General features: G+C 66.7%; 14 protein-coding genes. 9 read left to right on the top strand and 5 right to left on the bottom strand.

Features of this window, described 5'->3' with window-relative positions; all coding sequences use genetic code 11:
* Nucleotides 1-160 precede the first annotated feature (160 nt).
* From sphsw_RS17510 to sphsw_RS17530, 5 genes are all read left to right on the top strand, one after another.
* Nucleotides 161-898, top strand: a complete 738-nt coding sequence (locus sphsw_RS17510; RefSeq protein WP_031441741.1) for a tetratricopeptide repeat protein — start codon at nt 161-163, stop codon at nt 896-898.
* On the top strand, nt 895-2,217 hold the full coding sequence (locus sphsw_RS17515; protein ID WP_031441742.1) for an outer membrane protein assembly factor BamB family protein: 1,323 nt from the start codon (nt 895-897) through the stop codon (nt 2,215-2,217). Before sphsw_RS17510 ends, sphsw_RS17515 begins: the two co-directional genes overlap by 4 nt.
* A 71-nt stretch (nt 2,218-2,288) precedes the next feature.
* Nucleotides 2,289-3,677: a ribosome biogenesis GTPase Der gene (der, locus tag sphsw_RS17520; RefSeq protein WP_031395626.1), complete on the top strand. Its 1,389-nt coding sequence runs from the start codon at nt 2,289-2,291 to the stop codon at nt 3,675-3,677.
* 15 nt (nt 3,678-3,692) lie between these two features.
* On the top strand, nt 3,693-3,962 hold the full coding sequence (locus tag sphsw_RS17525) for a sulfurtransferase TusA family protein (protein WP_268745777.1): 270 nt from the start codon (nt 3,693-3,695) through the stop codon (nt 3,960-3,962).
* Between the two features lie 55 nt (nt 3,963-4,017).
* On the top strand, nt 4,018-4,455 hold the full coding sequence (locus sphsw_RS17530; RefSeq protein WP_031441744.1) for an Hpt domain-containing protein: 438 nt from the start codon (nt 4,018-4,020) through the stop codon (nt 4,453-4,455).
* Between the two features lie 54 nt (nt 4,456-4,509).
* Here the strand turns inward: sphsw_RS17530 and bfr are convergent, their stop codons facing one another.
* The 3 genes from bfr to purL all read right to left on the bottom strand — a co-directional run bounded on the left by bfr (nt 4,510) and on the right by purL (nt 7,601).
* Nucleotides 4,510-5,025, bottom strand: a complete 516-nt coding sequence (gene bfr / locus sphsw_RS17535) for a bacterioferritin (RefSeq protein WP_042467738.1) — start codon at nt 5,023-5,025, stop codon at nt 4,510-4,512.
* 93 nt (nt 5,026-5,118) lie between these two features.
* Entirely contained in the window at nt 5,119-5,289 is a 171-nt protein-coding gene (locus sphsw_RS20690) for a (2Fe-2S)-binding protein (protein WP_037527780.1), read from the bottom strand.
* 92 nt (nt 5,290-5,381) lie between these two features.
* Nucleotides 5,382-7,601, bottom strand: coding sequence for a phosphoribosylformylglycinamidine synthase subunit PurL (purL, locus tag sphsw_RS17540; protein WP_031441745.1), 2,220 nt, complete (start codon nt 7,599-7,601; stop codon nt 5,382-5,384).
* Nucleotides 7,602-7,761: 160 nt separating this feature from the next.
* On the opposite strand from purL, the gene sphsw_RS17545 reads away from it, so the two are divergent.
* Nucleotides 7,762-8,184: a hypothetical protein gene (locus sphsw_RS17545; protein WP_031441746.1), complete on the top strand. Its 423-nt coding sequence runs from the start codon at nt 7,762-7,764 to the stop codon at nt 8,182-8,184.
* A 131-nt stretch (nt 8,185-8,315) separates the two neighbouring features.
* Here the strand turns inward: sphsw_RS17545 and map are convergent, their stop codons facing one another.
* Nucleotides 8,316-9,143 carry a type I methionyl aminopeptidase gene (gene map / locus sphsw_RS17550; RefSeq protein ID WP_031441747.1) on the bottom strand — a complete coding sequence of 276 codons (828 nt, stop codon included), beginning with the start codon at nt 9,141-9,143 and terminating at the stop codon, nt 8,316-8,318.
* A 52-nt stretch (nt 9,144-9,195) separates the two neighbouring features.
* Here map and sphsw_RS17555 point away from each other — a divergent pair, with 52 nt between their 5' ends.
* Complete coding sequence (locus sphsw_RS17555) at nt 9,196-9,954, top strand: competence/damage-inducible protein A (protein WP_031441748.1); 759 nt, start codon at nt 9,196-9,198, stop codon at nt 9,952-9,954.
* A gap of 325 nt (nt 9,955-10,279) precedes the next feature.
* A complete protein-coding gene (locus tag sphsw_RS17560; RefSeq protein WP_081874410.1) occupies nt 10,280-13,039 on the top strand; it encodes a response regulator in 2,760 nt (919 codons plus the stop codon).
* 50 nt (nt 13,040-13,089) lie between these two features.
* Here sphsw_RS17560 and sphsw_RS17565 read toward each other — a convergent pair whose 3' ends face one another.
* Entirely contained in the window at nt 13,090-13,704 is a 615-nt protein-coding gene (locus sphsw_RS17565; protein ID WP_031441750.1) for a TetR/AcrR family transcriptional regulator, read from the bottom strand.
* Nucleotides 13,705-13,774: 70 nt separating this feature from the next.
* Between sphsw_RS17565 and sphsw_RS17570 the strand changes: the two genes are divergently transcribed.
* Nucleotides 13,775-14,728: an NAD(P)-dependent oxidoreductase gene (locus sphsw_RS17570; protein ID WP_327195655.1), complete on the top strand. Its 954-nt coding sequence runs from the start codon at nt 13,775-13,777 to the stop codon at nt 14,726-14,728.
* Nucleotides 14,729-14,778 lie beyond the last annotated feature (50 nt).

Consider the following 14,778-nt stretch of genomic DNA (forward strand, 5'->3'; position numbering starts at 1 on the left):
AGGTTCGCAGTCGTGCCTTTCCGGGACCCGACCAGAGCTATGCGCCGCGCGCCGGCACGGTGGATTGATCCGGCTTTTGTTTCGGACGCGTGGCGGCTAAGGTCCGCGCCATTCCACCATCCCCCGATATCCTTTCCTCCCTTTGTCTCCGGAGTCACCCTTGGCCCTGCCGCCGAAAACCGATGAAGCGTTCCTCCGCGAGGTCGACGAAGAACTGCGCCGCGATCAGCTCGCGGGTTTCTGGACGACCTGGGGCAAATGGGTGGCGCTCGGGGTGGTCGCAGCACTCGTCGCGCTGGCCGGATTCCTCTATTATCAGCACCGCACGGAAACCCAGGCGGGTGTCGAGGGCGAGCAGCTCCAGGCCGCTTATGACGCGCTGGCCGCGGACAAGGTCGCCGAGGCGAACACGACGCTGACCAAGCTCGCTGCGTCCGACCGTGCCGGGTACAGCGCGCTGGCGCGGTTCACGGAAGCGGATATCCTTCTCCAGAAAGAGGATATGAAGGGCGCCGCGGCCAAGCTGGCAGCGATCGCTGCGGACACGTCGGTCGCCAAGCCGTTCCGCGACCTTGCGCTGGTTCGGCAGACGTCGGCGGAATATGACACGCTCAAGCCGCAGGTCGTGGTCGAGCGGCTGCGTCCGCTTGCGGTCACGGGCAACCCTTGGCTCGGCAGCGCAGGCGAGATGGTCGCGGTCGCCTATGTCCGGATGAACCAGACCAAGCAGGCGGGGACGCTTTTCGGCCAGATCGCGGCCGATCCCGGCGTGCCCGAGACGATTCGTCAACGCGCTGTTCAGATGGCCGGTGTACTGGGCGTCGACGCCGTTGCCAGCACCGGGACGGCCGGGACCGCCGCTGCTGCTGCATCAAACGAGGATACCAACGCGCAATGACGAAGTCTTATCGGGTGACGGTCGCGGTGGCTGCGCTCATGGCCTTGAGCGGCTGCGGCATTTTCAAGGGTGGCGTCAAGAAGACCCCGACGGTCGGAAACCGGGTATCGATCCTGACCTCCGAAAACGGGGTCGAGACCGACGCGACGATCGCCGATGTCCAGGTCCTCCTGCCGGCCCCCTCGGTCAACGACGCCTGGGCACAGCCGGGCGGCAATCCCGCCAAGTCGATGGGCCAGCTTGCGCTCGCCGCGCAGCCAACCAAGGCTTGGCAGGCGTCGATCGACGGTGGCTCCAACCGCGAACGCATGGCCGCGCCGCCCGTCGTTGGCGAGAACAAGCTGTTCGTGATGGACGTGCACGGCGTCGCGCATGCCTTCAAGGCGGACACCGGCGCAGCCCTGTGGACGACGCCGATCACCGAGGGCAAGATCAACCAGTCCGCGCGTTTCGGCGGTGGCGTGAGCTATGACGACGGCAAGGTCTATGCGACCGACGGCGTCGGCGACGTGGTCGCGATGAACGCGTCGGATGGCGCGATCCTGTGGCGGGCCAAGCCCGGCGGCCCGCTGCGCGGCTCGCCGACCGTGTCGAACGGTGCGGTCTATGTCCTGACGCAGGACAACCAGATCTTCTCGCTCAACCAGGGTGACGGCAAGGTCCAGTGGGTCCAGTCGGGCACGCTCGAGACGCAGGGCGTGTTCGGCGTCGCGGCACCGGCGGTCAGCCAGGGCACCGTCGTCTCGGGCTTCTCGAGCGGCGAGCTCAGCGCCTATCGCTACGAGAATGGCCGTATCCTGTGGCAGGACGCCTTGTCGCGCACGTCGATCACCACATCGGTGTCGAGCCTGTCGGATATCGACGCCGCCCCGGTCATCGATGGCGGCCGTGTCTATGCGGTCGGGCAGGGCGGGCGCATGGTCGCACTCGAACTTTCGACCGGCCAGCGTCTTTGGGAACAGAATTTTGCGGGCATCTCGACCCCCTGGATCGCGGGCGAATGGCTGTTCGTGGTCACCGACGATGCGCGGCTGGTCTGCCTGTCGCGGTCGAACGGCAAGGCACGCTGGATCGCGCAGCTGCAGCGGTTCGATAACGAGAAGAAGAAGAAGGGGCCGGTGACCTGGTATGGCCCGATCCTGGCGGGCGGTCGCCTGATCCTGACCAATTCGCGCGGTGAGATCGTTTCGGTCAATCCGGGCGATGGCGCGGTCGGCAGCACGATCGAGACCAAGACGACCTTCACGCTGCCGCCGATCGTCGCAAACTCGACGCTCTACACGCTCGACCAGAAGGGCAAGATCACCGCCTATCGGTGAGCCATCACCCCTCTCCCGGCGGGAGAGGGGTAACAGGTGACGACGGAGCGTTCCCGCGCTAAGGGCACGGCATGTCCAAACTCCCTGTGGTCGCAATCGTCGGCCGCCCCAATGTCGGCAAGTCGACCCTGTTCAACCGCCTCGTCGGCAAGAAGCTCGCGCTGGTCGACGACCGGCCCGGCGTCACGCGCGATCGCCGCGAGGGCGATGCGTCGCTGATCGGGCTCGATTTCCGCATCATCGATACCGCCGGATACGAGGATCACGACGCGCAGACGCTGCCCGGGCGGATGCGTCAGCAGACCGAGGCTGCGGTCGGCCAGGCCGATGTCGCATTGTTCCTGTTCGACGCACGCGCAGGCATCGTGCCGCTCGACGAGGAGATCGCCCGCTGGCTGCGCACCGCCGACGTGCCGGTCGTGCTCGTCGCCAACAAGGCCGAGGGCCGCGCGGGCAATGACGGCGTGCTCGAGTCGCTGGCGCTCGGCTTCGGCGATCCTGTCGAACTGTCCGCCGAGCATGGCGAGGGCATGGGCGACCTGTTCGAGGCATTGCTCCCGCTGCTCGAAGGCAAGGACGAGGTTCCGGAGGAACAGCCCGACAATGAATATGAGGGGCCGCTGAAGCTCGCGATCGTCGGACGTCCAAACGCGGGCAAGTCGACGCTGGTCAACCGCATCCTCGGCGAAGACCGGATGATCACCGGTCCCGAGGCCGGCATCACGCGCGACTCGATCAGCGTGGATTACGACTGGCATCCGACCGGCGGCGAATCGCGCAAGGTGCGGCTGATCGATACGGCGGGCATGCGCAAGCGTGCCAAGGTCCAGGACAAGCTCGAGAAGATGTCGGTCGAGGACGCGCTGCACGCGGTCGACTTCGCCGAGGTCGTCGTGCTGCTGCTCGACGCGACGCTGGGGCTCGAGGCGCAGGACCTGCGGATCGCCGACAAGGTGCTGCAGGAGGGTCGTGCGCTCGTCATCGCGTTGAACAAATGGGATATCGCGGAAAGCGCGTCGTCGCTGTTCAACGGCGTCAAGCGCGCGCTCGAGGACGGCCTCAGCCAGGTCAAGGGCGTCACCGTGATGACCGTGTCAGGCGCGACCGGAAAGGGCATCGACCAGCTTCTCCAGGCGTGTTTCGACACGCGCGACGCCTGGTCGAAGCGCGTCGGCACCGGCGAGCTCAACCGCTGGTTCGAACGCGCGATCGAGGCGACGCCGCCACCGGCCCCGGGCGGCAAGCGGATCAAGATGCGCTATGTCACGCAGGTCAAGACGCGTCCGCCGAGCTTCGTGATCTTCGGCACGCGCGTCGACCAGCTGCCGGCGAGCTATGAGCGCTATCTGGTCAATTCGATGCGCAAGGATCTGGGCTTCGGCGCGGTGCCGGTCCGGCTGATGTTCCGCGCGCCGAAGAACCCGTACGACGATAATCGCGGCGGCGGCGGCGGCTACTAAACGGTGGCGTCCGGGGTGGTCCGGATCGACGCGCGGGGCATGCGGTGCCCCTGGCCCGCGATGCGGCTGGCCAGAACGCTGCGTCAGGCGGGCGAGGGATCAGGCTCGGACGGGATGTCGGCCAGTGTTCGGATCGAGGTCCGCGCCGATGATCCGCGTGCGCCTGCCGAGCTGGCGGCGGTCGCCGCGGCGGCGGGCGCGGACATGGCGATCATTTCCGATCCAGTCGCGCCAATATTTGTCGTGACACGCGGGTCCGACAGCAACAATGTCTTTACGGAATAGCGATAGGCTGACCGTCGACGTTCATGGCGGGCCGGCCAAACGGGAGTAGGCGTCAGTGTCATTCGAAGGAAACACCCTGGTCGACTGGCCGGCGTTTCAACAGGCCCGCAGCGAGCTTGGCGGCGGGTTCATCCGCATCCTCGGCTATTTCCGCGAAGACGGGGTGAAGTCGGTCGCCGCGATCGAGGCGGCGATGCGCGCCGGTAGCGCGGCGGCGCTGATCATTCCAGCCCACACCCTTAAGGGCGAGGCGCGCCAGTTCGGCGCCGAGCCGCTGGCCGATCTCGCCGAGACGATCGAAACGATCGCACGCGACTGTGTCGAGCTTCACGATACCCCGGATGCCGCGCTCGAGCATGTCGCACGGTTGCGGCCGCTGTTCGGCGAGACCCTGACGCTGCTCGAGCGCGAGGCCAATCCGCTGGTCCCTCGCCGTCCCGCCGCGGGCGGGTTCGGGCGGCGTGCCGTCCCATCGGGGTTCGGCGCCGAATAAGCACACTGCCGGCGCGCGTTGCCGGTCGCCGCGGACGACGACCGGCAGACGGGTTCAGCCCTTCAGATAGGGTGCTGCGCCGGCCTTGGGCGAATCATGCTCGGAGATCGAGTTGAGCTGGATGTAGTTGTGGATGCCCATCCGCGCGATCATCTCGAACTGGCGTTCGATCGTGTCGACATGCTCTTCCTCGCTGGCGAGGATGCGCGCGAACAGGTCGCGGCTGATATAGTCCTTCACCTCTTCGCAATAGGCGATCGCGCTCTTCAGCTGGATAGTCGCCTCGACCTCAAGCGCGAGGTCCGACTTCAGAACCTCCTCGACGGTCTCGCCGATGCGCAGGCGGCCGAGCAGCTGGAAATTGGGCAGGCCATCGAGAAACAGGATGCGCTCCGACAACCAGTCGGCATGCTTCATCTCGTCGATCGACTCCATGCGCTCATACTGGGCGAGCTTGTAGACGCCCCAATGCTCGAGCATCCGATAATGGAGCCAATATTGGTTGACCGCGGTCAACTCGTTCTTGAGCGCCTCGTTCAGGAAATCAATTACCGTGGGATCGCCGCGCATTGCCATAACTCCGTCACCTCTGAGCGGCATGTAGCGGTTTTACGTTCGTGGCGGCAAGGGCGACGGGATCGCGCCGTGTGGCGCCGCGCCAGGTCAGGCTGCGGCGCGTTCCTCGTTGATGATCGCCCGGGCGACCGACGTGCACTGACCGCATTTCGGCTGACGACCCAGCGAACGGAACGCCTGGCAGGGCGTCGTGCACCCGCCCCGCGCGCAGCTGCGGACGTCGGATTCTCGAATGGCATTGCAGACGCAGACGACCATGGAAGCTCCCTCGTGAGAGCTCCAATTAGCGATAATGCGAAACAGTCGCAAGCGCTTTTGCGTGTGATTCGCAACTAACGCTGCATGGCGGGTCAGGCCAGCGCGGCGTCTGCCCCCATCAGCGTTGGGAAGAAGCCCTCATGCGCGGCGCGCAGCGTGTCGAGTGCGATCACGTCGTCGCGGTCGGGGCGTTCGAAGATCAGGCGCTTGCCGCCGGTGCGGCCGAGCGGTTCGGCCTCGACATCGGCCGCATGCGCGGCGCCGAGGAAGTCGAGCAGCGCGTGATCCTCGACGGTGACGATATAGACGCCCTGGTCTTCCGCGAAGAACGCACGCGCGCAGTCGAAGGGCTGCTTGCGGTCGATCATCGCGCCGATGCCGCCTGCGAGCGCCATTTCGGCCAGGGTCACGGCGATGCCGCCGTCCGAGACGTCATGGACCGCCGACAGCTGGCCCTCGGCGATCGCGTTGCGGATGAGGTCGCCGACGCGGCGCTCCGCTGCCAGATCGACCGCAGGCGGGGGGCCTTCCTCGCGGCCATGGCATTCGCGCAGCCACAGCGACTGGCCGAGATGGCCGTGCCGCGTGCCGACCGCGAGGATGATGTCGCCCGAGCCCTTGAAGGCGATCGTCGCATTCTTCTGCCAGTCGGCGAGCAGGCCGATTGCGCCGATCGCGGGCGTCGGCAGGATCGCCGAGCCGCCGCCGGTCGCCTTGGATTCATTGTACAGCGATACGTTGCCCGAGACGATCGGGAAGTCGAGCGCGATGCACGCGTCGCTCATCCCCTCGAGGCAGCCGACGATCTGGCCCATGATCTCAGGCCGCTGCGGGTTGGCGAAGTTGAGGCAGTTGGTGACTGCCAACGGCAGCGCGCCGACCGCGGTGAGGTTGCGCCACGCCTCGGCGACCGCCTGCTTGCCGCCCTCGACGGGATCGGCAAAGCAATAGCGCGGCGTGCAGTCGGTGGTCATCGCCAGCGCCTTCTGCGTGCCGTGGACGCGGACGACGGCAGCGTCGCCACCGGGGCGCTGGACGGTGTCGGCGCCGACCATGTGGTCATACTGCTCCCAGATCCAGCGGCGCGAGGCGATGTCGGGCGAGCCCATCAGCGTCACCAGATCGGCGGCGATGTCGTTGCTGTGCGGCACGTTTTCGAGCGGTGAGGGCTTGGGCGTCGGCACGTGCGGGCGATCGTAGAGCGGTGCCTCGTCGGCAAGCGGCCCGAGCGGAATGTCGCAGACGGTCTCGCCCCTGAACGTCAGCACCATGCGGCCGGTGTCGGTCACGCGGCCGATGACCGCGAAATCGAGCTCCCATTTCTTGAAGATCGCCTCGGCCTCGGCCTCGCGGCCGGGCTTCAGAACCATGAGCATCCGCTCCTGGCTTTCGCTCAGCATCATCTCGTACGGCGTCATGCCCGTTTCGCGCTGCGGCACGTCGTCCATGACGAGTTCGATACCGACTCCGCCCTTCGACGCCATCTCGACCGACGAGGAGGTGAGGCCGGCGGCGCCCATGTCCTGGATCGCGACGATGACGTCGGTCGCCATGAGTTCGAGGCAGGCCTCGATCAGCAGCTTTTCGGTAAAGGGATCGCCGACTTGGACTGTCGGGCGCTTGGCGTCCGAATCCTCGCCGAAGTCCGCGCTCGCCATCGTCGCGCCGTGGATGCCGTCGCGACCGGTCTTGGAGCCGACATAGACGATCGGATTGCCGATGCCGCTGGCGGCCGAATAGAAGATCTTGTCCTGATCGGCGATCCCGACGGTCATCGCGTTGACCAGGATGTTGCCGTCATACGCGCTGTGGAAATTCACCTCGCCGCCGACCGTCGGCACGCCGACGCAATTGCCATAGCCGCCGATGCCGTGGACCACGCCCGAGATCAGGTGCCGCATCTTGGGGTGATCGGGCCGGCCGAAGCGCAGCGCGTTCATGTTGGCGATCGGCCGCGCGCCCATCGTGAAGACGTCGCGCAGGATGCCGCCGACGCCGGTGGCCGCGCCCTGATAGGGTTCGATGTAGGACGGGTGGTTGTGGCTCTCCATCTTGAAGATCGCCGCCTGGTTGTCACCTATATCGACGACGCCGGCATTCTCGCCCGGGCCGCAGATGACGCGTTCGCCCTTGGTGGGCAGCTTCATCAGGTGGATCTTGCTCGACTTGTAGCTGCAATGCTCGGACCACATCACCGAGAAGATGCCAAGCTCGACGAGATTGGGCTCGCGGCCGATCGCGTGGAGCACGCGCTCATATTCTTCGGGGGACAGGCCGTGGTCGGCGACGATCTGCGGTGTGATCTCGGTCATGGGGCGGGCTTTAGCGGGGTGGGGGGCGACTTGCCAGCGTCGATCCTGCTCGAAGCGCGAGCGACTGGCGACGTGCAATTGCCATGTCATGAAACGGCGTCAGACTTCCCGTCGATACCGCCCGGTATATGGCAGGGCGGTCGTCATTCGGGGGGTGTAAATGAAGATCGCGTCGATACTGGCGATTGCGGCGCTGGGGAGCACGGCGACGCAACTGCCCGCGCAGGCACCGGCGAGTTTCTGCGAGCGGCTTGCTCCCAAACTCAACATGAAACAGGCCGGATCAAAGCCCGCGCGGGCCACCGAATGGCGCGTCAATACGATGGGTCTCGGATCGCATCTGTTCGGCGGGTCGTCGATGGTGTCGTTCATGGTCCGGCCGTCGGGCGAGCAGACCCAGGCGGCCTATGACAAGGCGACGAAGGCCTGCAGCCAGTCGCCCAAGGGTATCCTGTGCCGGATCGAGGGGCCGGTCGAGCTGACGGTGCAGACCAAGGGTGGCGAAGCGAAGGGCGATGCGGCCGCCGGTGAAAGCGCCGAGGTGGAGTTGCGGAAGGCTGCGATCCTCTGCCGCGACCTGTAGTCGTCATCCCACTTTGCGTCGTCATCCTGACGGACGTCAGGATCTAGGGTAACGAGGTACGCGCCTTGCGGCTCTGGGTCCTGACTTTTGTCAGGATGACGGGGGGCGATCGCGCCCCCCTCCCGTGCGTATCACCCGTAGGGCGGCTGCGTGTAACCTTTGGGGCTGAGCGTGAAGATGTCGCAGCCGGTCTCGGTGATGCCGATCGAGTGCTCGAACTGCGCCGACAGCGAACGGTCGCGTGTCACCGCGGTCCAGCCGTCGTCGAGTAGTTTAACGTCGGGGCGGCCGATGTTGATCATCGGTTCGATCGTGAAGATCATGCCGGGACGCAGTTCGGGGCCGGTGCCGGGCTTGCCGACATGGACGACCTCGGGCGCATCGTGGAACAGCCGGCCGACGCCGTGCCCGCAGAAATCGCGGACCACGCCGTAGCGGTGCTTTTCCGCATGGCGCTGGATCGCATGCGCGACGTCGCCCATGCGGTTGCCGGGCTTCGCCTGCTCGATGCCGAGCATCAGGCATTCATAGGTCACCTCGACGAGGCGCCGCGCCTTGATCGGCACGTCGCCGATCAGGTACATCCGGCTCGTGTCGCCGTGCCAGCCGTCGAGCAGCGGCGTGACGTCGACATTGACGATATCGCCCGATTTCAGCGCCTTCTCACTCGGGATGCCGTGGCAGACGACATGGTTGATCGAGATGCAGACGCTATGCGTATAGCCGCGATAGCCGAGCGTCGCCGGCACCGCGCCGGCGGCCGTGACGAAGTCGTAGATCAGCCGATCGATCTCGGCAGTGGTCACGCCCGGCACCATGTGCGGCACGATCATGTCGAGCGTTTCGGCGGCGAGCCGCCCGGCCTTCATCATGCCTTCAAAGGCAGCGGGGCCGTGGAGCTTGATGGCGCCGGTGCGCGCGTCCGGCGCGTCGGACGTGACGGTTACATATTCGGTCATGGCGAGCGATATAGCGTGGCGGCGCAACTTTTGCGAGGCTATGCGAAGGGCCATGACACAGGAACGCATCTGGACGGCCGCACTGACGATCATCGGCGACGAGATCCTGTCGGGCCGCACGCAGGACAAGAACGTCGCGCAGATCGCGGCCTGGCTCAATGTGCAGGGCATCCGGCTGGCCGAGGTGCGCGTCGTCGCCGACCGGACCGAGGCGATCGTCGAGGCGGTGAACACCCTGCGCGCACGCAACGACTATCTGTTCACCACGGGCGGGATCGGCCCGACGCATGACGACATCACCGTCGACTCGATCGCCGAGGCGCTGGGTGTCGCGGTCGAGCATCATCCGCGCGCGATGGCGGTGCTGGAGGCCTATTATGCGACCCGCGGCGGGCTCACCGAAGCGCGTGCGCGGATGGCGCGCGTGCCGGTCGGTGCGGACCTGATCGACAACAAGGTATCGGGCGCGCCGGGGATCCGGATCGGAAACATCTTCATCATGGCGGGCGTGCCGCACATCACCGCCGGCATGCTCGACGCGCTCACCGGCACGCTCGAGGGCGGACGCCCGGTCGTGTCGAAGACGATCGGCTGCTGGGTGGCGGAGAGCGAAGTCGCCGACCTGCTGCGCGATGCCGAGAAGGCGCATGACGGCGTCGCGGTCGGCAGCTACCCGTTTTTCCGCGACGGCCGGACGGGCGCGAATTTCGTCGTGCGCAGTGCGGATGCCGCGCTGGTCGATCGCTGCATCGCCGATCTGGTCGGCGCGCTCGAGGCGACCGGGCGCGTGGTGACACCCGAAGGCATCTGACGCCGCGGGCGTACTCCACGCTGGTGGACGGGCCATTGGGCCAAGCCGCTTGCAAAGCACGGCAATACCCGTCAGCCTTCGTAAAAATACGAAGGAGAGGCTGGATGACTGCAAGCAATCTGATGCTGATGATCGTGGGCTGTATGGCGGTGTTGCCACTCGTGGCGCTCGCCTTCGTGATGTGGCGGCCGGTGACCAAGCCCCTCGACTGAGGGGCGTTGCGCCGCGTGCACGTCGGTCGTGCGCGCGGCTCGCTCCGTCTGCCAAGTCCGGTGCCGATGCCAAGCGTGATTGACAGGCGCGGTCGGAGAGCTACCCCGGTGGCATGGTTACCCGACAGACCCGCAACCCGGTGCTCGCGTCCGAACTCGACCGCTTCATCGATGCCCAGGTAATTGCCGGCACCGGCACCAGCGCCGATGCGGTTGCCGCTGAGACCCTGACGCTGCTGCGCGACCGGCTGGGGCGATCCGGCGCCGCCACCCCGGTGGCCTGGCCGATCGCCGGCGGGGCGTGTGGCGCAGCGATACGAGCGCACGACTGGAGCGCGACGCCGCTCGGCGCGATCGACACCTGGTCCCCGCAGCTTCGCTCGACCGTCAATACGGTGGTCAACTCGCCCGTCGCCAAGGTGCTGATGTGGGGCGCCGACGGCCTTATGCTGTATAATGACGGCTATGCCAGGATCGCGGGCGGCAAGCATCCGGCCGCGATCGGTGCGCGCGCCGTCGACGTCTGGCCCGAGCAGGCGGACTTCAACCGCCACGTGCTGGGCGAGGTGATGCGCGGCGAGGTCATGCTGTTTCGCGACCAGCCGATGACGCTCCATCATGACGGCGCGGCGCACGCGGTGACGCTCGACCTCTTCTACACCCCGGTGCATGATTTCGACGGCAGCGTCGGCGGCGTGCTGGGCACCGTGATCGACAATAGCGAGCGGGTGGCAGCGGAACGGCAGCTGGCGCGGAGCGAATCGGAGCTGCGGATCGTCACCGACGCGCTGCCCGTGCTGATTTCCTATATCGATCGTGATTATATCTATCGGTTCGCCAACAGCTTTTACGAGGAATGGGTCGGGCTGACACCCGCGCAGGTCGTCGGACGGCATGTCCGCGACGTCATCGGTCAGCCCGCCTTTGCCGTACGCCAGCCGATGATGGACCGGGCTCTGGCCGGCGAGACGGTGACCGCCGATGCGCGGCTGCCGCACCGCGACGGCGGCGACCGCGCGTCCGAGCTGCGTTACATCCCGCGGATCGAGCCCGATGGGGCGATCAACGGCTTCTACGTGCTGGTCTTCGACGTCGAGGAGCGCGTCAATCGCACGCTGCAGCTCGAACGACAGATCAGCCACCGTGAACGCGCCGAGCGTCAGCTGCGCGTCCTCAACGAGACGCTCGAAGCGCGCGTCATCCGCGAGATCGAGGAGCGTCGGCTTGCCGAAGCGGGGCTCGCCCAGGCGCAGAAGATGGAGACGATCGGCAAGCTGACCGGCGGTGTCGCGCACGACTTCAACAATTTGCTCCAGGTCGTCTCGGGCAATCTGCAGTTGCTCGGCAAGGACATTGCCGGGAATGCGCGTGCCGAGCGGCGGGTCAGCAACGCGATGGCGGGGATCGAACGCGGCGCCAAGCTTGCGGCGCAGTTGCTCGCCTTCGGCCGACGTCAGGCGCTCGAACCCAAGGTGGTCAACGTCACGCGGTTCGTACGCGGGATGGACGACATGCTGCGGCGTGCGATCGGCGAGGCGATCGAAGTGGAGACGGTCGTCGGTGGTGGGCTGTGGAACACGTTCATCGACCCGACGCAGATCGAGAACGCGTTGCTCAACCTCGCGATCAATGCGCGCGACGCGATGGAGGGGCGCGGCAAGCTGACGATCGAGCTCGGCAATGCGAGCCTCGACGACGCCTATGCACGCGGCCATCTGGAGGTCGCGGCGGGGCAATATGTCATGCTGGCGGTCACCGACACGGGCAGCGGCATGGCGCCCGACATCATCGACAAGGTGTTCGAGCCGTTCTTCTCGACCAAGAGCGAGGGCAAGGGATCCGGGCTCGGGCTGTCGATGGTCTATGGCTTCGTCAAGCAATCGGGCGGCCATGTGAAGATCTACAGCGAGGTCGGCGAAGGCACGACGATCAAGCTCTATTTGCCGCGCGCGATGGGCCCCGAAGACGTCGAGGTCGCGACCAGCGGTGGGCCGATCATCGGCGGGACCGAGACCGTGCTGGTGGTCGAGGATGATGACGAGGTCCGTGCGACCGTCGTCGAGATGCTCGGCGACTTTGGCTATGGCGTGCTGAAAGCGGTCGACGCGGGCAGTGCGCTGAACGTCATCGAAAGCGGTGTGCCGATCGACATGCTCTTTACCGACGTGGTGATGCCGGGGACGCTGAAGAGCCCCGAACTCGCCCGCCGCGCGCGCGAGCGGATCCCCGATCTCGCAGTGCTGTTCACGTCGGGCTATACGGAGAATTCGATCGTCCATGGCGGCCGGCTCGACGTCGGCGTCGAGCTGTTGTCCAAGCCCTATACGCGCGAGGCGCTCGCGCGGAAGTTTGAACAGGTTCTCGCCGGCCAGCGCGCGCGGCGGCGCGCGGCGGAGGGTCACGAAGATGCGCCGCGGTCGGACGGAGACGTCCCGATCCGCGTCCTGCTCGTCGAGGACGATGCGGCGGTCCGTGCGGGCGCGGCCGAGATGCTGCGCGATCTGGGCATGGCTGTGATCGAGGCGGCCAGCGCCGAAGCGGCGCTCACGACGCTGCAGGCCCGCCCGGTCGATGTGCTGGTCAGCGACGTCAACCTGCCGGGGCTGTCGGGCCCTGAGCTTGCCGAAGCGGTCCGCATGCGTCGGCCGGGCATCGGGGTCGTGTTCGCAACCGGCGACAGCGAGGTCGCGCTCGTGCCGTGGGATCCGCAGGCGATCCTGCTGCCGAAGCCCTATGGCGTCGAGGCACTTCGCTCGGCTGTCGTCAGGGCGGCGTCGAAGTCGGCGATCGACAGGCCAGCGCCGGCTGATACTGCGGCCGAAGGACCTGTGCTGATGCAGATCGCCTCAGACGGAAATCCTGACCGGCAGTAACCGTGACGGGGGCAGGGTAACGCGCGACGGAGGCGTGCGTGCCCCGGCGGCTAACGCGTCGGCCAGACCATCATGCAGGTGTCGACAAGCTGATTGAGCTCACCACAGGTGGCGCCCGATCCGCCCTGGATCGCCAGCCCCTGCATGACCGCGAACAGATAGCGCGCAAGAGCGGGCGACTCGAGACCGTCGGGGAACTCGCCCGCAGCCTTGGCCTCGTCGAACCGGCGGATCAGCGCAGCCTGCGACGACTCGCGGCGTTTGGCGACCTCGGCCTTGATCGGTTCGGCCTCGACGCCGCAGGCGACGCTGCTGATGATGCTCAGGCACCCCTTGGGATCGCAGGTGCTCGTCTGCATCTGGAGCGCCCCGCGCAGCAGCCGCTCAGCCACGGCCTTGGCGGTCGGCGCATCGAGCGCGGACGTCATATAAGCGAGCTTTTCGCGTTCGTAGAGGTCGAGCGCCTTGTGAAACAACGCTTCCTTGTTGCCGAACGCGGCATAGAGGCTCGGCTTGGTGATCTTCATCTCGGCCGTGAGCTCGGCCATCGACGCCGCCTCATACCCGTTTCGCCAGAAAACGCGCAGCGCGGCCGCAAGCGCCTCCTCGAGATCGAACTCGCGGGGGCGGCCCTTGGGGGCGGTGAGCGTGCACAAGCTATTCATACCAGTCGGTATATAGGCACAAGTGGAAAAACGTCCAGTATCCCGGACGTTCCGGGACCGATCGGCCGGCGTGCGCGCGTCGAACATCCGCGCCGCCCGCGCGTTGGGCGGGGCAGGACCGGCGGGTGATCCTGCTGCGGTCGGACAAGGGATTATGATCATGAGAATCGGGTTTATCGGTCTGGGCCAGATGGGGCATGCGATGGCCACCAATCTGGTTGAGGCGGGTCATGAGGTGACGGTGTGGAACCGCTCGCCGGACAAGGCCGATGCGCTGGTCGAACGTGGCGCGACTCGGGCCGCGACGCCCGCCGAAGCGGCGCAGGGCGACGTGGTGATGACGATGCTGGCGGACGATGCCGCGCTGGAGGCGGTAGTCTACGGCGATGGCGGGATCCTTGGCGCGCCGGCGGTCCATGTATCGCACAGCACGATCAGCGTTGCGCTGGCGGAGCGGCTGACGGCGGATCAGGACGGGGCCGGTGGCTATGTCGCGGCCCCCGTCTTCGGTCGTCCGCCCGCGGCGGCGGCGGCGATGCTGTTCGTCGTCGCGGCGGGACGCGACGATCTGATCGCCCGGTGCGAGCCCGCACTGGATGCGATCAGCCAGCGCGTGTTCCGTGTCGGCGAGATGCCGTCCGCCGCCAATCTGGTGAAGCTCAGCGGCAATTTCATGATCATGGCGGCGGTCGAGGCGATGGCGGAGGCGATGACGCTGGCGGAAAAGGGCGGGGTCGAACCGGCGCTGCTGCTCGAGGTGCTGACGGGTACGCTGTTCAACGCGCCGGTCTACAAGACGTACGGCGAGATGCTGGTCGAACAGCGGTTTACACCCGCGGGCTTTGCCGCACCGCTGGGGCTGAAGGACATGAACCTCGTCGACACCGCGGCGGGCCGACTGCGTACGCCGATGCCGCTGCTCGGCGTGGTGCGCGATCATCTGCGCGCCGCGATCGCGCAGGAGGGGGAAGATGTCGACTGGTCGGCGGTGGGCGCCGCCGTCCGGCGCAACGCCGGGCTTTAACGCCGCCGCTCGCCCGCCTGTCGGCCGTGCAGTGCGGCCTGCAGGCGGGG

This window comes from Sphingomonas sp. FUKUSWIS1, assembly GCF_000733135.1.
In the GTDB taxonomy this organism is placed as follows: domain Bacteria; phylum Pseudomonadota; class Alphaproteobacteria; order Sphingomonadales; family Sphingomonadaceae; genus Sphingomonas; species Sphingomonas aerolata.